The following is a 24,498-nucleotide window of genomic DNA, read 5'->3' as shown; positions in this document are numbered from 1 at the left end:
AGACGAATCTTAAACTGAAAAGCCGATTATGGACTGATCCACTTGAGTATCAATAACCGTTATCTAATACACGTTTATGAATCTCTTCGCTTCATAATCTACTGTTAGCATTAGTTGAGCATATTGGTCAAGATTCAAAACAAAGTATTGTTGTAAAATTTCAATTACAAAGAGAATATAAACCATCTAATTGTTCAAAAATAAGACAAATCGATCAAAATATAGATTCTATCAAATTGTCTTTTTAACTCGTCACTTGGACATTCCGCCATCCTTATCAGTTAGCAAGCTCCACAAAAGCTGTGCTTCTTTTAAGTCTATCACTCATAACTTATGAGCCATATCATGGCGCAAGGTCCTGCGCATGAGGCAAAGGCGTTGTTCTTAACCCTTTCACTCACAACACAGTTGCTCGCCTTGCGCATGAGGAATATATTCCGCAAGAGCGGTGCTTTTCTTAACACTTTCACTCACAGCATAGCCGTTCGCCTTGCGCAGCTAAAAAGCGTTGCTTTTCTTAACGCTGCTCAGGTTCGATTTGGCACAGTAATGGATGACCTTGTGATCGTGCATAATTATTCACCTGATTTGCCTTGGTTTCGGCAATATCACGAGGATAGATCCCTGCCGTACCCTTACCTTCATAGTGAACCGTCAGCATCACCTGACTTGCCTGATCAAAGTCCATGCCGAAATAACTTTGCAGGACTTCTATCACAAAGTCCATTGGTGTGTAGTCATCATTCATTAGAACAACCGCATATAACGGCGGTCGTTTTAATTCTGGTGGTGCAGTTTGTACAACCACCTCACCCTCATGCTCCTCGTGCGAATCACTTAAACGAGGATTTAAGTGCCAATCAACATAACCCGATTGTTGAAACGAGTTTTTTACTTCACTTAAATTCATTTGACGTTTATATCTTCGCATATTGAACACTTAATCTTTAAATTTACTGAGCATTTGCTTCAGCTTGAGGAATTTCTGATACAAAAGCAGAATTTAATTCTACAGGTTGACCACGTTGCCAGCTAAACCGTTTAATCACTGGTGTTCCAGATCCACTTAAACGAACTTCAATAAATTGAGGTGTAAATCCTTTTGGCATCGTCCAGCGTCCAGTCAAACGTTCAAAGTCTTCAAAGTTAAAACTTTTATCTTCTAAAGGTACATCTAGAATTTCAGTATTTCGGATCAAACGTAATTCAACAGTACCACTAGCACGGCGTTTATTCGGGCTCACTTGCACCAAATCAATTTGATATTCAAAAGCATTTTCAGGTAACGATTTAATAGCAAGATTCTGTATCGTTAAGCTGACACCACCTCGTTGTTTCAATATTTCACGGTAAATCGCATTCATCCCTTGAAACTGGGTTTTCTCCGCATTGGCTTGATTGATCGCTTTAAACAAGTCATCAGCATTACTTACAGCCATATCTCGCTCTTGAATAGCTGTATTCAAACTTCTATTCATCGAGTCCAAGGCCGTCTTTTGCTTTTGGACAACTTCAACGAGCTGCTCAGCATCTGCATCATAACCAACAACGGTTAATCCTTGACGATGGCCAACAGTATAGCCAACCATGAAACTACCACCAATTAAAATTGCAGCAGCAATTAACAAAGGTAAATTTGATTTTAAGAATTTGTTTTTCTCAACGGAACTGTCTGGTGAATTCGTCGGTTCAACGTTTTCCATCTTCATCTCTATCGTTATGATCTACATCAAAGCACACATTTAAATCCAAATTTAAATGTGTGTGAAGTAAAAAAGCGTTTTTTATGGTAATAAACCAATGCCTTCTAAACCAGTTGCTTCATCAAAGCCAAACATCAAGTTCATATTTTGAACAGCTTGTCCAGCAGCACCTTTCACTAGATTATCTTGTGCAACCAAGATAATGAGTTTACTTGGTTGAGGACGGTATAATGCAATTCTAAGCTCATTTGCGCCTCGGACGCTACGAGTCTCTGGAGAACTATTTGCTGGCATAACATCAACAAATCTTTCGTCCTTATAAAAATCTTCATACAACACTTGTAGATCTTTTTGCTGACCTTGCTCAGTTAAATCAACATAAATCGTGCTTAACATACCACGAATCATAGGTACTAAATGAGGCACAAACACCAGTTGATCAAACTGACTTTTTTGTCCCGATATATTTTCCAATGCCTCAACAATTTCTGGATGATGACGATGTCCTGCAACACCATAAGCTTTGAAATTATCAGCATTTTCAGTATAAATCATACCAAGACTAGCTTTACGTCCTGCACCTGACACACCCGATTTAGCATCGACAATAATACTTTGTGTGTTAATCAAACCCGACTGATCTTTTATCAGTGGTGCGAGTCCAAGTTGTACAGTTGTTGGATAACACCCAGGATTACCGATCACTTCAGCTTGTTTAATTTTCTCACGATTGAGTTCAGTTAAACCATACGCTGAAGACTGAAGAACCTCTGGGCAAGTATGTTGCATACCATACCATTTCTCGAACTGCTCAAGATTTTGCAAACGAAAATCAGCTGCGAGATCAATTACTTTAGTACCTGCTGCAATTAGCTCTTCAGCATGTTGCATAGCGACACCATGCGGTGTAGCAAAGAAAATTACATCACATTTTTTTAACTGATCTAAGTCAAGATCTGAAAACTCTAAATCAGTATGTCCACGTAAACTTGGGAACATATCTGCAACACGCTTTCCGGCTTCTGTACGTGAAGTAAGAATACTGACTTGAACTTGTGAATGTCTTAATAATAGACGTAATAGCTCAACCCCTGTGTATCCAGTCCCACCAACAATACCAACAGAAATCACGTGTCACACCTTTAGCTTTAATTGAGGTAAGCAAATAGTATGGCAGTTTGCCTTGTTTTACACAATCTACAAGCCACTAACTTATAAGAAATTAATGATCAATGATAGAATTAACAGCAATCTATTCGCATATCACCCCAAAATCATATATAAGAATTAAAAGCTTTTTTATTTTATTCGAATAGATTTTACCATTGGTCAAGAAATACTATTGAATCAAGGACAGATTCGCATAGAATAAAACCGCGTAGAAATAATAATTTTCATGGATGCAAATTTTTTTTGGAGAGCTGGAATGCCTTCTTTGATGTTAGAACAAAGATTACATCATCATATTTGTTTAGGCTTGAGTGTCATTTTACTCGGCACCACTTTAGTTGGTTGTGGTAGCGGTGAAAGTAAAGCGAATAAAGAATCTCAACCAGAAGAGGTTATTGTTCCTAAGCCAAAAGATTTCAACATTAAAGTGCCGATTGAGATGCGTAATGTCGTGCTAAAGGTGTTTGATAATTCTGATAACAAATTAGTGCTTGAGCAAAATGTCATTACCACTACAAATTTAAAAGTGACTCTACCTTATATTTTAGACAGAAACCGCTTATATCGTGTTGAGATCTCTACAACTCCTAGTTCTATTGTATATAACTTCCTCACGAGTAAATACGAAAGCATGAACTTTACTTGGCGAGCTTTGGTAAAGGTTGATGTAAGCAATCTAACTCAAGCAATTTTTATCAATCCAAGTTCTGAAGCGATATATCAAAGAGCATTGGTACGTTCAGGACAATTACCTACTGATGAAAACCAATATCCTATGCTCATCACAGCAAATCAACTTGATCTTGCGACAGGTGATGTAGATGCCGCACTATTAAGTGCCTTTAAAAATCTTGATATCCCAAATGTAGAAGCAACTACTCTTTTTCACGTATTTTCACCTCAAGATGCTCATTTAAAAACTGCTTTATACGCAAACACCTATCTGAGTTTTGGTTATTTACGTCAGTGGGCCAACACATACCCAGACAATAGCTTTGTCGAATTTGCTCATAATCTGGCTATTGATTTAAGAGATGGTTACCTGGATGGAAAAACGCTTCGTGGTGATCCAGCACCTTTAACTTCACTGGTCGCAACCACACCTGACAACATTGATCCCGCCAAAAACACAATTATTGGTATTGGAACCACTCAAAAAAATGCGCGTGAGCAATATGCAGCTTCATTAAAGCAGGCAGTTCTTGAGCTTGCTGACTCTTTTAACCAAAGCAGCACTAATCCCAAAAACTACAGCAACTTACAACAACGCACTTATGCTGGTGTCATGCCAATTGCTGATCCATCCACACCCTCAAGTGTTCGCTTGAATGGTGCTGGTGATTATCGTCGTGCTGTCGGTTTTGCAGATACCAGTGCAACATGTAATGGCTCAATCTACCCTTGTAAACAAGGTTTAATCGGCATCAATCTGATTAATCACTCTTTACCAACGATTGAATATCTCATTGGTCATTACCAAGACAGTACCCAAAATTGTCAGCTTAATGTTCGAGCCGATGGCTGGATTGAACTGATAAAAGATAATCAAAAGTTTCGATCCAAGTTAGATGGTGACAGCACAGATAATTTATTAAGAGTTAATAAAGCTGATCACGAATATCTGCTAAATAGCAGCTCCCCTGAGCCTAAGCAAGGCGAACTTCAATATGAATTTGTGCAATTACACCTTAAAGAAAATCAAGTATTAAGTGCCAGTGCAGGTTTGGATAGTCGAAAAGCACCAGACCAATTACAAAGTACACAGTTACAATGTAATTTCAGCTAATCATACTTAAATCAGGCAATTGAAACATCATTTTTGATTGCCTGATTTAGATTAAGAAATCAAATTTTCATTCATTGTTAGAAATATTAATTTTTATTGTCATTAAACCGTCATCAAATGTTAACCAAAACTTCATATCTATTAATTAGTTTACTTATCAACTAATTTTTAGAGAAAAAACTTTGAAACTAAAACCATTACTTTTACCTATATTAATCACCTCCCTATTATTTACCGCATGTGGCGGAGATGACAATAATTACTCATCATCAAATCAACCTTTAGAAAAACCAAAGCCACCCGTAACAACACCTCAATTTGATGGTGAACTTCTTGAAGTTGGTGCAAATGGTAATGTTAGTGAATTTGGCGGAGCAACTCGTTTAAAAAAAGAACGTACTCAAGCAATGCGAGAGTCTCTGAGTGACAAAACCGTCAAGCATGTAATTCTATTTATTGGTGATGGTACGAGCGATTCTGAAATCACCGCAGCACGAAACTATGCAGAAGGCGCGGCTGGTTATTTTAAAGGCTTGGACGTCTTACCTTTCACTGGAAGCTATACGACTTATTCATTTAATAAAGATGGCGAAGTTGATTACGTGACCGACTCCGCAGCATCAGCAACTGCATGGGCTTCTGGAATTAAAACTTATAACAATGCCTTAGGCCTAGATATTCGCGGAAACCATCATGCAACACTATTAGAGCTAGCAAAAAAAGCTGGATTTGCGACAGGTAATGTAACCACCACAGAGCTGCAAGATGCAACCCCTGCCGCTTTAGTCTCGCATATCAGCGCACGTAAGTGTTATGGACCAAATGAAACCACTAAACGTTGTCCTGAAAGCGCATTGGAAAATGGTGGATTAGGTTCGATCACAGAACAGCTTTTAACAACACGTGCTGACGTTACTTTAGGTGGCGGCAAGAAAACATTCTATGAAGTTGCAAAAGCAGGTCCTTTCAAAGATAAGACCTTACTTGAACGCGCAAAATTAGAAAATTATCGTATTGTTGAAGACCTAAACTCGTTAAAAGCAGTTGATAGTGCCAATCAAAACCAGCCTTTACTCGGCTTATTCGCCGATGGCAACCTTCCTGTTATCTGGAGTGGTCCAGTAACACAATTAAATGGACATAAAAAAGGTGCCGAAAGCTGCCGAGATAATAGTGCCTTTTCTATTCAAACACCACGCTTGGCACAAATGACAGAAAAAGCGATCGAGCTATTAAGCAACAATGAAAAAGGCTTCTTTTTACAGGTTGAAAGCGGTTCTATTGATAAACGAAATCATGCAGCCGATCCGTGTGGACAAATTGGTGAAACTGTACAGCTTGATGAAGCCATTCAAGTTGCTCTTAAATTTGCAAAAGAACACGGCGAGACATTGATTGTTGTAACAGGTGATCATGCACATACAAGCCAAATTATACCAATAAATGGAGATAGCCCAGGACAGACTGCAGCTCTGAAAACCAAAGATGGGGTTGCAATGGCAATCAACTATGGCACCGCTCCAGAAGGTTCAAGTCAACATCATACTGGTGCACAAGTCCGTATTGCGGCTTATGGACCACGTGCTGCGAACGTATCTGGCTTACTAGATCAAACAGATTTATTCTTTATTATCCGTGATGCGTTAGGCATTCAACAAAACGCCTCAAGATAAACAGTACCAATTAAGGCGACCACAATATTTGTGGTCGTTTTTATCTATGGAAATTGAGTCATGCACATAACCACTAATGTGAATGCTATACTCTTTCCAACATGATGATTCAAGCTTAAATTTGATGCCAATCGCAAAGAAAATTCCTAAACTTCTTATTTATTTAAGACTCATCCTTGGCATACTCATTGTTATTATTACCCTAATGCAAATCAAATTTTATCCCATTTACACTGTAATCTTCCTGACATTAGGACTTCTCAGTGACATTTTTGATGGCATCATCGCTCGACATTTGGGCATCTCGGATCAGAATCTACGTAGATTAGACTCAAATATTGACCAAATTTTCTTTATCTGTGCGATCAGTGCAATTTATTTACAGCAACCAGAATTCTTTAAACAACATATTTTTCCAATCATTATTTTAATTATCTTTGAAGCATTCACTTATATCATCAGCTACTTTAAATTTAAGAAAGAAATTGCAACTCATACGATAGGAGCAAAAATATGGACTTTATTTTTATTTGCATTGCTGGTTCAAATCACACTTACAGGACAATCACAACTTTTATTTAACGCAGTTATTTGGCTAGGAATTCTGACACGCATTGAAATTATCGCAATCATTCTCACACTCAAGCAGTGGCAGAATGATGTACCTAGTCTCAAACAAGCTCTTCGTTTAAGACAAGGATTAGAAATTCAACGCAATCGTTTTTTTAATGGTTAAATAAACCAATCAGACGCTATTATTTTTGATAGTACCAACTCGGTAATTGAACCTGCTTCAACTGTTTACGATGTTCGATGTAATTTGGATCATGTTTCGCAACTTCAGCCCAAAAAGCTTCACTATGATCAAAATGTTTGGTATGTGCCAATTCATGCACACAAACAGAGCGAACAATCGACTCAGGCATCAAAACCAAAGCTGCATTTAACATGATGTCATGTTTAGAGGTACAACTTCCCCACCTTGTCTTTGGTTTTCGGACTGTACACGCTTGGTAAGGCAAGCCGATTTCTCGGCTGATTTGATTTAAATATTCAGGTAAAAATTGTTTTGCATAAGCCAATACCGCTGCTTGTAGTGCTTTTTCAGACTCTATCTCTCGAATAAATAACGTCTGTAATTCCCAATTAAATATAAAGATGTGGCGTTGTTTTTGTTTCACAATAGAGAATGATTGAGTATGGGCGAATAATACCAATTGCTCAGGAAAAGTGGATGTTTGAAGCAGTTGCTGTTGTTGCTTTGCCCATGTAGCCAAAAGCCATGGTTCGGATTGATTTAAAAATTGTTGAATCTGACGTTTAGTACAAAACAGCGGTACCGTCAAACGAATGCCAGTTGGCTCGACACGCAAACGCAAATTTCTCGCCCTTGCATGTCGAACTACTTTGACTTCTGGTAATGGCGTTTCTACAGAAACAGATACCATTACTGCGCTACACGCTCTTCAATTCCATTATTGGTTGCAACAATTGCGATCGTTGCTGCATTGAGTGCGAAAATACCATTGGTTACAACACCTGGGATGTTATTTAATGTTTTCTCTAACTCAATTGGATTGAGGATATTTAAATTATAAACATCCAAAATCACATTTCCATTATCAGTCACAACACCTTCACGATATACAGGATCACCGCCTAAAGCGACAATTTTACGTGCGACAGCTGAACGTGCCATCGGGATCACTTCAACAGGTAACGGAAAATCACGTCCTAATTGCTCAACCCATTTCGAATCATCAACTATACAAACAAATTTTTTGGCAATAGAGGCAACAATTTTCTCACGTGTCAACGCAGCACCACCACCTTTGATCATATGCATATGACGATCTATCTCATCAGCTCCATCTACATAAGCATCTAGGCCGCCTACAGAGTTCATATCAACAACTTCGATACCCAATTCTTTAAGGCGTTCTGCTGTTGCATTTGAACTCGCAACTGCTGCTTCTAATTGCAATTCAGGTAACAAATCAATTAAAAAGTTAACCGTACTTCCAGTTCCTACGCCCAAAATGCCGCCTTTAGGCAAATGTTTTAAAGCTGCTTTAGCCGCAGCTTGTTTTTTTTCATCTTGGGTTGCATATAGACTCATGACTTCACTCAACTATTTTGACATTTGCTGTAAGAAAACAGCGCAAATGCACAGGGGTTTGCTACAATGATCCCCTATTTTAAACTGTTATAGGGAAGATGAACATGCTGTCTCGTGTGGTACGACAAATTTTACAAGCAACGGTTTATGATGTTGCGATTGAAACACCGCTAGAAGCAGCTCCACGAATTAGTCAAAAAATTAATAATAATATTCGATTTAAACGTGAAGATTTACAGCCTGTTTTCTCTTTCAAACTTCGCGGTGCTTATAACCGTATTAGCCAACTTCCGAAAGATCAACTTGAGCGTGGAGTAATCTGTGCTTCAGCAGGAAATCATGCTCAAGGTGTTGCTTTATCAGGGAAGAAGCTAGGTATTCCTGCCATTATTGTCATGCCAAGCACAACACCCGACATTAAGGTACAAGCTGTTAAAAATTTAGGCGGTCAAGTTGTACTATATGGTGACAGCTTTGATGTTGCTAATAAATATGCTAAACAACGTGCAGAAGCCGAAGGCCTAGTTTTTATTCCACCTTATGATGATGAACTCGTCATTGCAGGTCAAGGCACCATTGCCAATGAAATCTTACGTCAATGGCGTGATGTCGAATATGTTTTTGTTGCTGTCGGCGGTGGCGGTTTAATTGCAGGTGTAGCTGCCTATCTAGGTGAAGTTGCACCACACGTCAAAGTGATCGGTGTTGAGTATGAAGAGTCAGCTTGTTTAAAAGCTGCACTCGCGGCCAATGAACGTGTGATTTTACCGCATGTTGGATTATTTGCAGATGGCACAGCAGTTGCACAAATTGGTGAGCTTCCTTTTGAAATGGTACAACTGCGTAAATCAGACAATTCAGGTCCGATTGTTGATCCAACAATTGTTACGGTAAATACCGATGAAATCTGTGCTGCAATCAAAGATACCTATGATGAAAATCGTAGTATCGTTGAACCTTCTGGTGCAATGGCTTTGGCAGGTATAAAAAAATACGTTGCCGAACATCAAATCAGCGATAAAAACATGGTCTCAATTGTTTGTGGTGCAAACATGAACTTTGATCGCCTCCGTTATATTGCTGAACGTACTGAATTAGGTGAACGTAAAGAAGCAATCTATGCTGTCACCATCCCTGAACAAAAAGGTGCATTCCTTAATTTCTGCCGTTCATTACAGGGTCGCAATATTACTGAATTTAATTATCGTGCAAGTGATAGTAATCAAGCACAGGTGTTTGTTGGTATTAGCCTAAAAGGCGGTGAAACTGAGCGTCACGAAATTCATGAGATGTTAAAGCAGCAATATGAAGTAGATGATCTTTCAGATGATGAAGTTGCTAAACTACATATTCGATACCTAATTGGCGGTCATGCCAATATTGAAAACGAACGTTTATTCCGTGTGGAATTTCCTGAACGACCAGGTGCACTATTAACCTTCCTTGAGCGATTAGGCCCAACGCATAACATTACGTTATTCCACTACCGTAATCACGGCGCTGCCGAAGGTCGAGTACTGGTTGGTTTACAAGCCACTGATGCGAAGCAAAATCCGGATGGGCTTATTGAGACGCTTGAACAAATCACTTATCCATATGCTGAAATTAGCGACAATATTGGATATAAGCGTTTCTTAAAGTAAAAATCACAGTCAAGAAAACCGACAGTTGTCGGTTTTCTTTTTATGTGTACTAGACAAATGTTTTCGAGCAACACAAAATCATTACAAAGAGAATTTTTATCCATTTTAAAATAGATAAAAAGACATTCTAATCATTTAGTTAAGGACCGTTATGGCACAATTTGCAGTCATTGGTTTAGGCAGTTTTGGTGCAACTGTTGCACTTGAACTTACTAAGCTAAATCATGATGTTATCGGCATAGACACCCAAAAACGTAATGTCGAAAACCTTGCAGACAAAATTACTCATGCGGTTATCGCAGATGCTACTGATGAACATGTACTAGATGAGTTGAATGTACAAAACTGTGATGCTGTTGTTGTTGCAATCGGTGAAGACATCGAAGCCAGCATTTTATGCGTGCTCAGTTTAAAAAATCTAGGAATAGATAAAATTTGGGTCAAAGCAAAAACCAAAGCACACCATACTATTTTATCTCATCTCAATATTAATAAAATCATTCATCCTGAAGAAGATATGGGTGTTCGTGTTGCACAGGCACTCAACTATCCAATGGTAAGTCGATATATGGCATTGGATGATGACCACTTTATTATTAAAGTTCCAATCAAAGAAAAATTACATGGTATTAATTTATCAGGCTTGATGCAGCTAGCACCTCACGTCAAACTTCTATTGGTTAAACGCAATAAAGATATCTTCTATGAAACAGACACCACCTTTACATTAAATAAAGGAGATGTACTTATCTTAGAAGGATTACTTGTAAATCTTAAAAAACTCTCTGAGTGTTTCCAATAAAATGACAACGAAAACACAGACACAAAAGATTTTTAATCTAAGTCCCCCGTCTCTTCTTGCCATCGGATTTCTTAGCTTTATCGTAATTGGAACTTTGTTACTTAAGCTTCCCATTTCGCATACTGGACAAATTTCTTGGATGGATGCCATTTTCACTGCGACCTCTGCCGTGACGATTACAGGCTTGTCTGTGGTTAATATTGGAGAGTCTTATACACATTTTGGACAATTTATTATTCTGCTGATGATCCAGTCGGGTGGATTGGGTTTTATGACCTTTGCGATATTAGCAGCACTTAGTTTGTCTCCAAAAGTGGGCTTAAAGCAACAAATGATGGCACAAGAAAGCTTGGGACAAACAAGCTTATCGAAAGTCACTTTTATTGCTAAAGGTGTTGTGGCTTATACCATTTTCTTTGAGTTGATTGGCGCTATCATATTATCAACCAGCTTTATTCCTCTTTATGGGATACCCAAAGGACTCTACTATTCTGTTTTTTATAGTATCTCCGCTTTTAACAATGCTGGATTTTCTCTATTTGACAATGGACTGAGCAATTTTTATGGCAATTACTTTATTTGTCTCACCATTAGTCTTTTGTACATCTTAGGTGGAATCGGTTTTTTAGTTTTAATGGATATTAAACAGAATAAAAAATGGAGAAAACTTAGTCCAAACACCAAACTTGTTGTAAGTACCATCGTTATTATCAATATATTTGCCTTCATCATGATTTGGCTCTTAGAATCACGTAATCCGATGACATTAGGGTCAATGAGTCTTGGTGAACAAGCCGTCAATTCATGGTTTCAAGCCACGGTACCTCGTTCCTCGGGTTTCAATACAATTGACACAGGTTCAATGAATAACAGTACAACACTTCTCACCATGTTACTCATGTTTATTGGCGGTGGCTCTCTGAGTACTGCTGGCGGAATCAAAGTTGGAACCTTTGTCATTTTGGTGCTGTGTGTGGTTGCATTTCTGCGACGTAATGACGAAATCCGCATTTTTAATCACGCCATTTCGCAAGAAACGACCTATAAAGCTCTCGCTGTTGCGGCCATAACTGGAATGCTCATATTTCTTGGTGGCTTTATTATATTGATATTAGAACCTGAACTTGATGTACTGGACTTGATGTTCGAAGTGTTATCAGCCGCCTGTACCGTAGGACTGTCGAGAGGTGCGACTGGAGAATTACATGATGGCAGCCTACTTGTCCTGTGCCTATTGATGTTTACGGGTCGGCTAGGACCACTCACACTAGCTTATTTAATCGCTACTCCAAAAAAGAGTCGTTTAAAACACCCTACTGCAAATATTCAGATTGGGTGATGAGGATTGTCATTTAAGCGTGTTCAACAACAACGGCTTGCCTACAAATACCATCAGCTTGGCGTTGTTGTTCAAATTCGTTTTTGGTCATTACATCAAAATGATCACAGAAACTAATTTGTTGTTCATCAATAGAATAAATTAAGGACTGATTACCAACGCCTTGAAAAGTATCATAGAATACGATGACAAATTTCCCATGATCAAAGGCTTGCTGAATATCGAAATAAGACAAAGCAGCTTGAACTGGAATGTTTAAACGCTCAGCATCAAGGTAACTTTGTCTTTCATTATCATCAATATTTGGATCAGGGTCAGTATAAAATGAGACCTTAAAACCTATTTTTTTTAATGCTACTGCTAAAGCAATGGTAAATGTACCTTCTTGCTGATCATGGCGACACAAACGAATTAGATCAGCAATATCAATATGGGTATCATATTGTTTTACAATCAACCAAACTGCAAATACACCACAATTTGCCTCTAGCTCCAGCAAAGGTTTAGGAATATTTAAGCCCATTTAATACCAATTCATCAGCGACACACCCAAACCGACATAAGTAGCTTTGTGATTATAGTCAATCAAACTTTCACCATAACCATCAAACAATTGGAAGTGTCCACGCAACTTGCCTGTAATAGGAAATGCCCAATCAAACTGAACTGCGCCATTCGAGCGATCTCCGCCTTTTAATGAATGTCGTAACATTAAAGAAAATTCATTATCACCCTTACGGTAAAATGCGGTTAAATCGCCACGACCAATATAATCCTTAATATCAGGGTTATTATCATCTTTGGCATCTTCTTCTACCCGATACCAAGGACGCAGCATAAGTGCGAAATTATCTTTTTCAAAACCAAGATTAAAAATCACACGGTTCCAACTACGAGATAACGGATCTGAACGACCATTTGATTGGTGGTTCAACGTGACACCAAGCAAACGCGCATTCAAACCTAAAATTTCATAATTGGTTCTAAACATCAAACTCGCTTCAGGTTCATAATTGGTCTCACGAAATGGTCGTGATTCTTCTGAATTGTAAACTTGCCAGCGTGAAGATTGCGTATAGCCCAACCAGAGATCACCATTATTCCCAAAGATATTTTCCCAAGCTTTGGTCTTTAAAGAAAGCTGAAACTTGGCTTCAGATGACGTTAGATTTTGCTTCTCATCTACCGTATTTACAGGATTTGGACTGCTTGGAAATTCATTTTTATTACTGGTCCAAAATACAGGTAACAAATAGACTGGTTGATAGGCACGGATATTCCAAGCACCTAATTTACTTTCTTCTGAAAGCTCCCAGCGGCGGTCTAATAACGACACGTTTGGATCAAACTTTGGCGCTGGTCCTAATATGTGAAAATCACTGACTTTCTGTACAACTTTGTCTTTTAGTGACTCTGCTTGCGGACTTTCTTTACGCTCTACCACAGGCGCAGATGCAGCCAAAACAGGTTCTGGTGCTGGTTGCTCCACTGACTCGATAATGGTGGGTGCTTTAAAAAGACGGTCATAACATGCTAAACGGTCTGCATTGGATGCTAAAGCGACACAGGCTTCCGCAGTGGCTGGGCTTGCAGGTGCTGTCGCTTGTGCATTTGCCAATGACGTAGTGAGTGAACTGAGTATCGTAATAACACTCAGCCCAAGATGACTACGTTCAAATGATTTGAACGTCATAGATGTCTCCAACTTTTCTTTTAATTAACCTGTTGAATATTAAAACCAAGTTGTTGTAAAGCCCCACGCTTTGCAAATGGAGCAACAACAGCTTTAACTGGTTTCTGTTCGAGTAAATATTGTTTCGCAACACGTTGCAAATCAGCCAAGGTTACATTTAACAAGCGTTCACGTAGTAATTTTCGGAATTTTGGTGTGCGTGCATGCAAATAAGCATAACAAGCAGTAATCGCCTCACCAGCTGGCGAACCTGGCTTATCCATGCTTGCAACAAGACCTAAAATCGCTTCCTCTAGTTGATACGGATATTGTTCGCTGTTTAGTAACCATTGAATACTCGCTTCAAAATCTTTAAAAGTTTCTTCTAAGCGAGGATCTCTATAGCTGTAAAAACGGAATGAACACGCATTTCCATCATAGCTTGCTCCACCACCATATGCGCCACCTTTTTCACGAATCGCACTATGTAAGAAACCGTTACGTAGATAAGCTGCTAGCACCATTAATGGTGCAGCATCAGGATGTGAAACATCCACAGCTTGATAGGCAGATGCACAAAACTGTACATTTGCTTGGATTAGCCATGCCTCATCAACATTGCTATCTACTCGTTCGATCTGAGTCAGTGTTACAGGTGTAGGATCAACCTCTAACTTATCCCAGACGTTTTGGATTTCTTCAACCAATCGATCAGACTGATGTTCTTCACAAACCAATAAGAATTGTTTCGGTGCTTGCAATAACATACGATGTATTGCTTGTAACTCAACAATGAGTGCCTGATAAGCCTCATCATCTTTGTCAATCTTGCTCACAAGCTCACTAAGCCAATTTAAAGCACCTAGACCAGTATTGTGATAATCACGGCGAGCCAATGCACTCATTTGACGAGATGCTGTTTGCATCGCATAGCTATGTCCAGAACCCGATAAACGCGACTGCCAACGAGTTTTACGTTGCTGTAATAACTCGATAATCCGATCTTTCTCATCAAAGCGAAGCTTTTCAAAAGCCAATTTCAACAACTGAATTGCATCAAGTTTTTGTGTAAGTGACTTAGTTGTAAGCGTCAACCAAGCACTAATACGATCCTTATCATCAACCTTACTTCGTAAAGATGCACCCATGCCCAAGCCACCGCTTACAGCCGTTTGGATCTGTTGTAGCTCAAGATAATTGTATTCACCTGCACCAACCTCACCCATCAAGATAGACAGTAAATTAAAGTATGGAGATTGAACAATTTCATCAGGGATTTGAATCAAAACTTGTTGATAATAAATACCATTGGTTCCCGCATGATAAAGATTCAATGGCGTGTCTAAACGATTACAAATGATCTCACGCAATTGACCTTGTACGATCTGAAGATCAGCAGGAATGTCCTCCAAGCCAACTTTTGGCAATAACTCAAGGTCATCAGGCGTATCTTGACGCTTTTTTAAAGCATCCGTTTTTTGCTGAATCTCGATCCTTTGTTCTTCGGTTAGGTTCGCAGTAATTTCAGCCAAACGCGCTTGTTCATCTTGTTGTTCTTTTGCTGACTTAGTTGCATCTGGCACCAAAGTCATTTGTACGCGATGTGGATTATCCAACAAGTGTGTCTGTATTAGATTAGACAACCACATCGGATCTTTTAGCTCTTCTTTGACTTGCCCAATTGCAGAGTCAACATCCCAAACATGAATTGGGTCGTTGTGGTGAATTGCACTACTCAAACCATTCAGAATCAAACTTAAACCATAAGGTGTACCATCACCATTGATTTCACGCTGATGTAATTCGATTTGGTGAAGAATTGCATCCACGAGATCCTGATCAACAGGTTTTGATGCAACCTCTTTTAAAATATTTAAAACACCATTTTTGAATGTTTCAGCATGCTCAGCATTTGAACCTTGCACGCCGCAGTAGAAAGTCATTTCAAAGTTACTGTCATCAACACCCATAATTGGTCCTGTGGATTGAGCGTAACCACAGGTTTCTAAATAATGGCGCAATGGCGAGGCAGAGTTTTCTAATAAGATCCCTTCGACTAAACGCATGCCTAAGCGTAACTTAATATCACTTGTTTCTGGCAATAACCATGACAATACGTGATAAGTCTTATCGTTTAAATCTTCACTATCAACTGCATAAGATTCTGTTACTGTAATCGGTGCTGCTAAACGCTTCTCTGGTTTTGAATATAAAGTAGTCCCTTGAGAAAACTTATGTAACGCCAACTTTTCAAATTGCTCTTGTAGATCATAAGCGCTTTGATTGCCAAAAGTCATAAATACGGCATTACTTGGGTGATAATGGGTTTTATAAAAATCCACTAACTGTTCATAGCTCAAATCTGGTATGTCTTTAGGATCACCGCCAGAGTTATAGTGATAGGTGGTTTCAGGGAATAGATGATGTGCAAGCTGATGATAAAGCTGATCTGTAGGGGCACTCATAGCGCCTTTCATTTCATTAAAAACAACACCTTTATAAACGGCTTGATTATTCTCAAGTTCAATTCGAATCCCCTCTTGAGCAAAGTCCAAAGGATTCAAATTCGCTGAGAAAGCTGCATCTAAATAAACAGATAATAAATTTTGAAAATCTTTTTTATTCTGTGTTGCAAATGGATAAGCAGTCCAGTCTGCTGCCGTGAAAGCATTCATAAACGTATTGAGTGAACGGCGAATCATTAAAAAGAAAGGGTCACGAACAGGAAATTTTTCAGAACCACATAATGCGGTATGTTCTAGAATATGCGCAGTCCCTTTCGAATCCATAGGTTGGGTTCTAAATGCAACCAAAAATACATTTTCGTCATGATTGGTTGCTAAGTGATAATGAACCGCACCAGTAACTTTGTGCTTATATTCTAAAACGTGAATATCGAGTGCTTCTACATGGTGTTGGCGTAATAACTGAAACGCTGGATAAGTCGTTTTAGCAATACTTTCAGAAACATCGACAGTCATATGATCTCCAATTTATCTATTTAAATAGTTACTCTTGAGAGTCTACCGAAGAATCGTAATCGATATCCATGTAAATTAGTCTATTTTTGTAGAAAAATTCATCGACTGAGCAATATCCAAGATGAATATCTAAAATCATTCTAAACTTGATTTTTTCTCAACAACCTACAGTAATCCTGAGCATTAGTGTAAACTTTATGTTTTGATTTTTAATGTGATGACAAACATGGCAACTGTTGATCTTTTTGCAATTGGGAATGCGCTCATTGACCAAGAATTTAAAGTCTCAAATGAGTTTTTAACAGAACATGCTTTGCAAAAAGGCACAATGCAGTTGGCTGATGGTGAAACTCAATCTGCGTTATATCAAAAACTACAAGATACCCAGACTTATAAAGGGCAAGCAAGTGGCGGTTCAGCAGCAAATACAACGGTTGCTTTTAGTTCATTAGGTGGAACAGCATTTTATGGATGCCGTGTCGGGAACGATGAACTTGGTTCGATTTATTTAAATGGCTTAAATGACGCTGGTATTAAAACCACAGCTCAATCAATCAGTGAAGGTGTCACTGGTACATGCATGGTCCTGATTAGTCCTGATTCAGAACGTACTATGCAAACTTATCTTGGTATTACTGCTGAGCTTTCTGATGAACAAATTGATTTTGAACCATTAAAAACAGCGAAATGGCTTTATATCGAAGGATATCTATCAACCAGTGAATCAGCTCGTGAAGCTGTGAAACAAGCGCGCCAAATCGCTAGAGAACATGGTGTTAAGATCGCTCTTTCTCTTTCAGATCCAGCAATGGTGCAATATGCACGTACTGGGCTTGAAGAACTATTGGGTGATGGCGTAGATTTATTGTTTTGTAATGAACAAGAAGCGTTGATGTTTAGCGAGACTGATAATCTCAATGATGCTATTGAAGTTTTGAAAATCAAAAATCAACATATTGTGATTACACAAGGTGCAAATGGCGCAATGATCATTGATCCAGCTCAACAATTTCATGTTGCGGGCCGACATGTTGAAGCGGTAGATGCTAACGGTGCTGGCGATGCTTTTTCTGGAGCATTTTTATATGCAATTAATGCTGGATTAAGCCTACAAGCAGCTGCACAACTTTCAATTTTGATATCAAGCGAAGTTGTCGCCCAATTTGGTCCACGTTTATCAGTCGATCATTACACTAAACTCTTTGAGCAGTTTAAAACCACACAACAGGAATGTGCTTAACATGGAAAAGATTTGCATGACTGAAGAAGTCCCTGAACGTGAATCGCGTGCGTTTGACACAATGAAAGGGACAACTATTTTTATTACTCAAAAGGATGGTGGTTTTTACGCTTATCAAAACGTATGCCCACATTTGCAAACCGAACTTGAGTATTTAGAAAATCAGTTCTTAGATCAAGATAGTGAATACATACAATGTTCTACTCATGGTGCACTGTTCTCAGTTGAAACTGGTGAATGTATTTCTGGACCATGTCTTGGTGACTTCCTTGAAAAAGTTAATTTGGAAGTCCACTCTGATGGTGGTATTTATATTGTTGATTAATTCTTAAATTAGTATTCTGCTATGACTGAGTTTTTTCTAAACTACTATCTGATGCCTTTTCACATGAGTGTAGTCGCTTTGATTGTGCTCAGCATCGCAGAAACAATTGGTATTCTGATTGGGTTACGGCCAAGTCATCTGGTCAAAAAACTGACTCCTGAGTGGATTTTAAACTCACCTCTTTTAGACGTTAAATTTTCGAAATATCTGATCGTTGTTTTCCTGCTGATTAATTTTAGTTTTGCAGGCTATTTTTTAGAACTTTCTTTTTTTGCAATTCAACATTACTTTATCTCCCCTTACTATTTATTTATTCCAGCATTAATTATCGACATATTTTTTACGGTCTTTATGATTCACTGTCTAGATCAAGTGATTAAACCTAAAGTGACTCATACTCACGCTAACTTGGTGGGTCGTTTGGCAACAATTTCCACTGGGAATGCTCGTCCTGGGTTTTCAGCTCAAGCACGTGTTCGTGATGAATTTGGACAACTGTATTATGTACAAGTTGAGCCAGAATATGGTGAGTTAGAGCTACAATCTCAAGTACTATTAATAAGTCAAAGATCAAATGCACACTACCTTGCAAAAAAAATATCTACCTCAAACAAGCTCTTTACTGCTGATTAAAGTGTTAAAAGCACATTTTACAGCACACCGTTACAAAAAATAACAATAAAGTATCCAAAAACATCTTCTTTGTCACTTTTTTAAATCAGAACAAATCAATAGAAAAAAGCTAGAGTAATTTCCTCATTTATTCTCCCCCAGAAAACATAGTATTTTACTTGGTTTAATTCATTTTAAATCTTTACGCTGTATATTTTTAAGGCACAGATATACAACCTCATGTAAACATTAAAATTTATTTAATACCCACCATTTTAATCAACTTTTTTATTTTGATAAAAAATAAATAACCAACAATTTAAGTTGGAATTTAACATTTAATTATAAGTATTTTAGTCGGATTTAAAATAAATAACCAACTATTTTAATAAGGAATCAATATACAAAAGAATATAATAAATATATTACACTGATTATTATAAGAATTTATGAAAAAATACATTCAAAATACATCTAAATTTTATTTTTATTTATATTTAGTAAATAATACAAATATCTTCACTTTAATATGAACTCCAGTTTTATGAACACAAGTTCTCAAAACTCAAATCGGCGATTAATTCGAGAAATCACGATTATCCTTATTATTAAAGTAATCCTTCTCATGGTAATTAAACACGTCTGGTTTGATGCACCAACAATTCCAAAAGATTTTAACAATCAAGTTGCCGAGCGTATTGCTGGTGACTTATCTAACACTCAGGAGACACGTTGATGATTTCTGAAAGCGTGGTCGATCTTTCGCGGTTCCAGTTTGCAATGACTGCGATGTATCACTTCATTTTTGTCCCTTTAACTTTAGGTCTTGCTTTTATTCTTGCCATTATGGAAACCACTTATGTGATTTCTGGTAAGGAAATTTATAAGGACATGACCAAGTTTTGGGGAAAACTTTTTGGGATTAACTTTGCTTTAGGTGTCACCACTGGTCTAACAATGGAATTCCAGTTCGGAACGAACTGGGCATATTATTCTCACTATGTCGGTGATATTTTCGGAGCACCGCTTGCAATTGAAGGCTTAATGGCTTTCTTCTTAGAGTCTACCTTTATTGGGTTATTCTTTTTTGGCTGGGATCGTCTCTCAAAATTTCAGCATTTAGGAGTAACTTGGTTAGTCGCAATCGGTTCAAATATGTCCGCATTATGGATTTTGATTGCAAATGGTTGGATGCAAAACCCAGTCGGTGCTGCATTCAATTATGAAACCATGCGAATGGAGCTCGTAGACTTTGCAGCCTTGATTTTCAACCCAGTGGCTCAAGTTAAATTCGTCCATACTGTATCTGCTGGTTATGTGACAGGTGCCATCTTTGTTTTAGCGATATCTAGCTACTACTTATTGAAAAAACAGGATTTACCTTTTGCACGTCGTTCTTTCGCGATTGCAGCTATCTTTGGTTTAGCATCTACTTTATCTGTCATTTTACTCGGTGATGAATCTGGTTATGAATTAGGTGATGTTCAGAAAACTAAACTTGCAGCTATTGAAGCTGAATGGCATACAGAACCAGCACCCGCTGCATTCACCTTATTTGGTATTCCAAATCAAGAAAAAATGCGGACTGACTACGCCATTAAAATCCCTTATGTCATGGGTATTATTGCAACGCGCTCCACTGACAAAGAAGTAACGGGTATTCACGATCTCATGAAACAACACGAGGTACGTATTCGTAATGGTATGGTGGCATATAGTGAGTTAGAAAAACTACGTGCGGGTGATCGCTCACCAGAGTTACTTGCATCATTTGAGCAAAATCAGAAAGACCTTGGTTATGGCCTTTTATTAAAGAAATATGCGCCAAATGTTGTTGATGCAACTGAAGCTCACATTCAGGCAGCGACCAAAGATACCATTCCAAATGTTGCAGCGTTGTTCTTTTCATTCCGTGCAATGGTTGCTTCTGGCTTTTTGATGCTTCTACTCTTTATCTTGGCAACTTGGGCAGTGGCTAAACGCAATGCTGAAGATAAACCATGGTTACTCAAATTTGCACTATTCTCTCTCCCACTCCCATGGATTGCGGCTCAAACAGGTTGGTATGTTGCTGAAGGTGGGCGTCAACCATGGTCAATTGGTGAAATTTTGCCAACACACTTGTCTGCATCTAGTATCAGTGCAGGTGATGTATGGGGTTCGATTATCGCTCTCGCTGCTTTCTATACAGTTCTTCTCATCATCGAAATGTATTTGATGATCAAGTTTGCACGTCTAGGTCCAAGTTCTTTACACACTGGTAAGTATCACTTTGAAAAACTTGAAGCAAAATCAGTGGAGGCTCAACCATGATCGAATATGAATTACTCAAAATTATTTGGTGGGTATTGGTTGGTGTATTGCTTATCGGCTTTGCACTCACCGATGGCTTCGACATGGGAGCAATGGCCCTAATGCCATTTGTCGGTAAAACAGACAATGAACGCCGAGCTGCAATCAATACCATTGCACCACACTGGGATGGTAACCAAGTTTGGTTTATTACAGCCGGTGGTGCGTTATTTGCAGCATGGCCTATGGTGTATGCAGTTGCCTTTTCGGGTATGTATTGGGCACTACTACTGGTCCTGTTTGCACTATTCTTACGACCCGTTGGCTTTGACTATCGGTCTAAATTAGAAAACACGCAATGGCGTACGTCATGGGATTGGGGGTTGTGTATAGGCGGTGCTGTTCCTGCGCTAGTCTTTGGTGTGGCTTTTGGTAATTTGTTCTTAGGTGTTCCATTTGGCTTAGACGAAACTCTACGTTCCCAATATACAGGTAGCTTCTTCGCTCTCTTAAATCCGTTTGCATTGGTTTGCGGTATTGTGAGCTTATCCATGCTCTGCGCTCATGGTGGTTCATGGTTGATGTTACGTACAGATGGAGATTTATTTCATCGTTCTGCCAAAGCAACACAACTGATGGCGGCTATTTTTCTTGCCTGCTTCCTTGTAGCAGGTGCATGGCTATACTTCGGCAGTATTGAAGGTTATAGCTATGCCACTGCTATCGACACCAATGCCGCACTCAACCCTCTTGCAAAAGAAGTTGTGACGAATGCAAACCATGGCTGGATGAATAATTACTCAACCTACCCAATCACGGTAGCCGCACCTGTTGCAGCCATTTTAGGTGCAATACTTGCACTGATCAGTGCAGGCAAACAAAAAGCTGCTATTACCTTTACAGGCACAAGCTTAATGATTGTTGGTGCGATTCTTACAGCTGGATTTGCACTATTCCCATTCCTGTTACCATCCAATATTGATCCAACCTCTAGTTTAACAATGTGGGATGCTGTATCTAGCCATAAAACGCTCGGAGTGATGACGGTTGCGGCTTGTATTTTTGTTCCACTCATTTTGATCTACACCTCTTGGTCTTATTACAAAATGTGGGGCGTAATTACCAGCAAACACATTGAAGAAAATTCACATAGTTTGTACTGATTGAGGAGCAATGATATGTGGTACTTTGCATGGATTCTAGGCATTTTAATGGCATGTTTTGCAGGTGTTCTGAGTGCACTATATATCGAACACCATCAAAATCTAGATGAGGAATCCTAAAATGGCAAAAGCAATGACAACACCGAAAAATAGTAAGGCACATGTATTTGCAATGACCATTTCGTTTCTGTTGGCATTGCCACTCGCAGCGATTTTACTGGTACATCCTGCCTTAATGTTAGATGCTCAGGGAAATTACAACCATAGCTTACTGATGTTGGTTATGATTGGAATTTCTGGTGGCTTTATTCATGGTGTAGGATTTATTCCCAAGTTTTGGTTATGGAAATGGTTATTCAGTCCATATGTTGCATGGCCACTCATGGTTTTAGGCTATTATATTTGGGTCGGTAATTAAACCTTATACAACGATCAAGTAAAGAGGCATATTAGGTTAAACTCGAAATGCCTCTTTTTCAACACCAAACACATACAATGTAATTTAAATGCAATTACAAAATGCATTTTATCTTCTTTTTTAATTCAATAAGTTGGATGAATGTCAGAGGTAAGCCAACTTCCGCATCTAAGGGATAAGGCAACATCTTTCCTGTTTTTTGATAACCACGACGTTGATAATAAGCGATTAATTCTTGTCTTAGATCTAAAACACTCATGAAAATATCAGAAACTTGAGGATGATTAACCATAATATATTGCTCAACGAAATTAAGCATTTTACGACCACAGCCTAGATTTTGGATCATAGGGTGAACTGCAAATGTACCTATCTCTACACTGCTACCATCAAATGTTAAACCCACACACGCAATAATTTTGTTCTGCTCGTCTTCACCCACAAATAATTCAAATTGTTCTTTTTCTAGCTCATCATTTAATTGCTTTTCCGTTATCCGACTGCCTTCTACTAAATCTTTTTCCGTGGTCCAACTGCGACCAGACCGCGTTCTGTATGCTATGTTCAATAATTCTATAAGTTGATCTACATCATGCCTTATTGCTTTTCTAATTTTTAAGCTCATCATTTCTTCGTTATATCTTTTTAATAAAAAAGCCGATGATAACATCGGCTTCACTAAACTATAAATACGTTAGTTACTCTGACCAGCTAACCAAGCCATAAACTTTTGACGTTCAGCTTTAGAGGCTTTTTGCCACAACTCAACCAATTGCTGATCAGTGGTTCTGTTAGCATTATTAGATGTTGTTGCAACTGTAGCAACAGGCTCAGCTATTGTTGGTTTTGCACCTGCGTATACGGCTGCAGGTTGATTAGCGGTATTATTTTTATTCTTTTGAGTTAGATCAAGTGTTCGGCTTAATAAACCACTACCAGTGAACCAAGGTTTTGCCTCATTATTAGCACCAGTTTGTTGTACGATCAATTTCTTATTTTGGTCATAAAGTGCAACTGTAGGCTGTTCGGCATATTTTTTTGCGGCTTCAAAATCTTTTGGAGCATTAACCAAACCCAAACGATAGCTTTGGTTATCTTTTAAATTTGGAGCTTGAATGGTGACAACGCCCGATCTCACGATGTCATGCTCACCACTTAAATGCTCAAAATACTCACGATATCGAACATTCAGAGTTATGTCACCAGCATCAACTTGATAGTTATTTTTACTTGAAGGTAATAAACCAGAGTTTACCTCTTGGCCATTCACCGCAACAATAACGATTTCTTCAGGCGCAGTAATTGTAACCGCTGAAAAAACTGAACCACTGAATAACAACCCGAAAGCAGCAATACCAACTCTTAAAGACATTAGACTTTTCTCGATATAAACTATTTATGAAACCGTATGCACTATGCTACGAGATTATGACTATTTTATGACAATAAGGCGAATGACCTATCTTAAGCCTTCTCCCATCAAGTGATATATACCTCATATTTGCCGTTAAAGACCATACCACTTTTGCCCAATCTTACTGTTTTTTCTTATTACAAAAA

General features: G+C 38.5%; 24 protein-coding genes and 1 pseudogene. 14 read left to right on the top strand and 11 right to left on the bottom strand.

Annotation, left to right across the window (positions count from 1 at the left end; genetic code table 11):
- Positions 1-66: 66 nt before the first annotated feature.
- The 4 genes and pseudogenes from DS737_RS07955 to argC form a co-directional block, all read right to left on the bottom strand.
- Positions 67-171: pseudogene (locus DS737_RS07955) on the bottom strand (ATP-dependent Clp protease adapter ClpS); the annotation flags it as partial.
- A 346-nt stretch (positions 172-517) separates the two neighbouring features.
- The gene (clpS, locus tag DS737_RS07950; RefSeq protein ID WP_005080553.1) at positions 518-931 is read right to left on the bottom strand and encodes an ATP-dependent Clp protease adapter ClpS; all 414 of its coding nucleotides are present in this window, start codon (positions 929-931) and stop codon (positions 518-520) included.
- A gap of 22 nt (positions 932-953) precedes the next feature.
- Complete coding sequence (locus DS737_RS07945; protein WP_005080551.1) at positions 954-1,703, bottom strand: DUF6776 family protein; 750 nt, start codon at positions 1,701-1,703, stop codon at positions 954-956.
- Between the two features lie 81 nt (positions 1,704-1,784).
- Positions 1,785-2,834 carry an N-acetyl-gamma-glutamyl-phosphate reductase gene (gene argC, locus DS737_RS07940; RefSeq protein WP_004639240.1) on the bottom strand — a complete coding sequence of 350 codons (1,050 nt, stop codon included), beginning with the start codon at positions 2,832-2,834 and terminating at the stop codon, positions 1,785-1,787.
- Between the two features lie 295 nt (positions 2,835-3,129).
- Here argC and DS737_RS07935 point away from each other — a divergent pair, with 295 nt between their 5' ends.
- From DS737_RS07935 to DS737_RS07925, 3 genes are all read left to right on the top strand, one after another.
- The gene (locus DS737_RS07935; protein ID WP_113997247.1) at positions 3,130-4,659 is read left to right on the top strand and encodes a hypothetical protein; all 1,530 of its coding nucleotides are present in this window, start codon (positions 3,130-3,132) and stop codon (positions 4,657-4,659) included.
- Between the two features lie 182 nt (positions 4,660-4,841).
- Positions 4,842-6,332 (top strand): alkaline phosphatase, encoded by a 1,491-nt coding sequence (gene phoA / locus DS737_RS07930; protein ID WP_113997246.1) that lies wholly within the window; start codon positions 4,842-4,844, stop codon positions 6,330-6,332.
- A gap of 82 nt (positions 6,333-6,414) precedes the next feature.
- Positions 6,415-7,068: a CDP-alcohol phosphatidyltransferase family protein gene (locus DS737_RS07925; RefSeq protein WP_113997245.1), complete on the top strand. Its 654-nt coding sequence runs from the start codon at positions 6,415-6,417 to the stop codon at positions 7,066-7,068.
- A 19-nt stretch (positions 7,069-7,087) separates the two neighbouring features.
- Here DS737_RS07925 and DS737_RS07920 read toward each other — a convergent pair whose 3' ends face one another.
- Together DS737_RS07920 and rpiA are read right to left on the bottom strand one after the other, a co-directional pair.
- Positions 7,088-7,780: a YgjP family zinc-dependent metalloprotease gene (locus tag DS737_RS07920; protein ID WP_113997244.1), complete on the bottom strand. Its 693-nt coding sequence runs from the start codon at positions 7,778-7,780 to the stop codon at positions 7,088-7,090.
- Positions 7,780-8,451 (bottom strand): ribose-5-phosphate isomerase RpiA, encoded by a 672-nt coding sequence (gene rpiA, locus DS737_RS07915; RefSeq protein WP_004639245.1) that lies wholly within the window; start codon positions 8,449-8,451, stop codon positions 7,780-7,782. The genes DS737_RS07920 and rpiA overlap by 1 nt, the downstream gene beginning before the upstream one ends.
- A 98-nt stretch (positions 8,452-8,549) precedes the next feature.
- Here rpiA and ilvA point away from each other — a divergent pair, with 98 nt between their 5' ends.
- The 3 genes from ilvA (at position 8,550) to DS737_RS07900 (ending at position 12,235) form a co-directional block, all read left to right on the top strand.
- Positions 8,550-10,094: a threonine ammonia-lyase, biosynthetic gene (gene ilvA, locus DS737_RS07910; protein ID WP_004639246.1), complete on the top strand. Its 1,545-nt coding sequence runs from the start codon at positions 8,550-8,552 to the stop codon at positions 10,092-10,094.
- 151 nt (positions 10,095-10,245) lie between these two features.
- Positions 10,246-10,896, top strand: coding sequence for a potassium channel family protein (locus tag DS737_RS07905; protein WP_004639247.1), 651 nt, complete (start codon positions 10,246-10,248; stop codon positions 10,894-10,896).
- Between the two features lies 1 nt (position 10,897).
- Positions 10,898-12,235 (top strand): TrkH family potassium uptake protein, encoded by a 1,338-nt coding sequence (locus DS737_RS07900; protein ID WP_004639248.1) that lies wholly within the window; start codon positions 10,898-10,900, stop codon positions 12,233-12,235.
- Between the two features lie 13 nt (positions 12,236-12,248).
- Here DS737_RS07900 and DS737_RS07895 read toward each other — a convergent pair whose 3' ends face one another.
- Genes DS737_RS07895 through DS737_RS07885 form a run of 3 tightly spaced genes read right to left on the bottom strand, consistent with a single transcriptional unit; the run spans position 12,249 to position 16,888 of the window.
- The gene (locus DS737_RS07895) at positions 12,249-12,758 is read right to left on the bottom strand and encodes a cysteine peptidase family C39 domain-containing protein (protein ID WP_113997243.1); all 510 of its coding nucleotides are present in this window, start codon (positions 12,756-12,758) and stop codon (positions 12,249-12,251) included.
- Entirely contained in the window at positions 12,759-13,928 is a 1,170-nt protein-coding gene (locus DS737_RS07890; RefSeq protein WP_004639251.1) for a phospholipase A, read from the bottom strand.
- A 20-nt stretch (positions 13,929-13,948) separates the two neighbouring features.
- Positions 13,949-16,888 carry an insulinase family protein gene (locus tag DS737_RS07885; protein WP_113997242.1) on the bottom strand — a complete coding sequence of 980 codons (2,940 nt, stop codon included), beginning with the start codon at positions 16,886-16,888 and terminating at the stop codon, positions 13,949-13,951.
- A 226-nt stretch (positions 16,889-17,114) separates the two neighbouring features.
- Between DS737_RS07885 and DS737_RS07880 the strand changes: the two genes are divergently transcribed.
- From DS737_RS07880 to DS737_RS07845, 8 genes are all read left to right on the top strand, one after another.
- Positions 17,115-18,128 carry an adenosine kinase gene (locus tag DS737_RS07880; RefSeq protein WP_113997241.1) on the top strand — a complete coding sequence of 338 codons (1,014 nt, stop codon included), beginning with the start codon at positions 17,115-17,117 and terminating at the stop codon, positions 18,126-18,128.
- 16 nt (positions 18,129-18,144) lie between these two features.
- Positions 18,145-18,453 (top strand): Rieske (2Fe-2S) protein, encoded by a 309-nt coding sequence (locus DS737_RS07875; protein WP_113997976.1) that lies wholly within the window; start codon positions 18,145-18,147, stop codon positions 18,451-18,453.
- A 21-nt stretch (positions 18,454-18,474) separates the two neighbouring features.
- Positions 18,475-19,086 (top strand): OB-fold-containig protein, encoded by a 612-nt coding sequence (locus DS737_RS07870; RefSeq protein ID WP_005080523.1) that lies wholly within the window; start codon positions 18,475-18,477, stop codon positions 19,084-19,086.
- A gap of 523 nt (positions 19,087-19,609) precedes the next feature.
- A complete protein-coding gene (gene cydP / locus DS737_RS07865) occupies positions 19,610-19,801 on the top strand; it encodes a cytochrome oxidase putative small subunit CydP (protein WP_008942550.1) in 192 nt (63 codons plus the stop codon).
- Positions 19,801-21,378: a cytochrome ubiquinol oxidase subunit I gene (locus DS737_RS07860; RefSeq protein WP_005080519.1), complete on the top strand. Its 1,578-nt coding sequence runs from the start codon at positions 19,801-19,803 to the stop codon at positions 21,376-21,378. Before cydP ends, DS737_RS07860 begins: the two co-directional genes overlap by 1 nt.
- On the top strand, positions 21,375-22,520 hold the full coding sequence (gene cydB / locus DS737_RS07855; protein ID WP_017396086.1) for a cytochrome d ubiquinol oxidase subunit II: 1,146 nt from the start codon (positions 21,375-21,377) through the stop codon (positions 22,518-22,520). The genes DS737_RS07860 and cydB overlap by 4 nt, the downstream gene beginning before the upstream one ends.
- Positions 22,521-22,535: 15 nt before the next feature.
- Entirely contained in the window at positions 22,536-22,640 is a 105-nt protein-coding gene (cydX, locus tag DS737_RS07850) for a cytochrome bd-I oxidase subunit CydX (protein ID WP_005080515.1), read from the top strand.
- Position 22,641: 1 nt separating this feature from the next.
- Positions 22,642-22,938 carry a cyd operon YbgE family protein gene (locus tag DS737_RS07845; RefSeq protein WP_005080513.1) on the top strand — a complete coding sequence of 99 codons (297 nt, stop codon included), beginning with the start codon at positions 22,642-22,644 and terminating at the stop codon, positions 22,936-22,938.
- A 94-nt stretch (positions 22,939-23,032) separates the two neighbouring features.
- On the opposite strand, the gene DS737_RS07840 is transcribed toward DS737_RS07845, so the two are convergent.
- The gene (locus DS737_RS07840) at positions 23,033-23,608 is read right to left on the bottom strand and encodes a GNAT family N-acetyltransferase (protein WP_113997240.1); all 576 of its coding nucleotides are present in this window, start codon (positions 23,606-23,608) and stop codon (positions 23,033-23,035) included.
- A gap of 24 nt (positions 23,609-23,632) precedes the next feature.
- Positions 23,633-24,310, bottom strand: coding sequence for a YccT family protein (locus tag DS737_RS07835; protein WP_005080508.1), 678 nt, complete (start codon positions 24,308-24,310; stop codon positions 23,633-23,635).
- Positions 24,311-24,498 lie beyond the last annotated feature (188 nt).

It is taken from the genome of Acinetobacter haemolyticus (assembly GCF_003323815.1).
Lineage (GTDB): Bacteria > Pseudomonadota > Gammaproteobacteria > Pseudomonadales > Moraxellaceae > Acinetobacter > Acinetobacter haemolyticus.
This window is presented reverse-complemented; position numbering and strand designations above follow the sequence as displayed.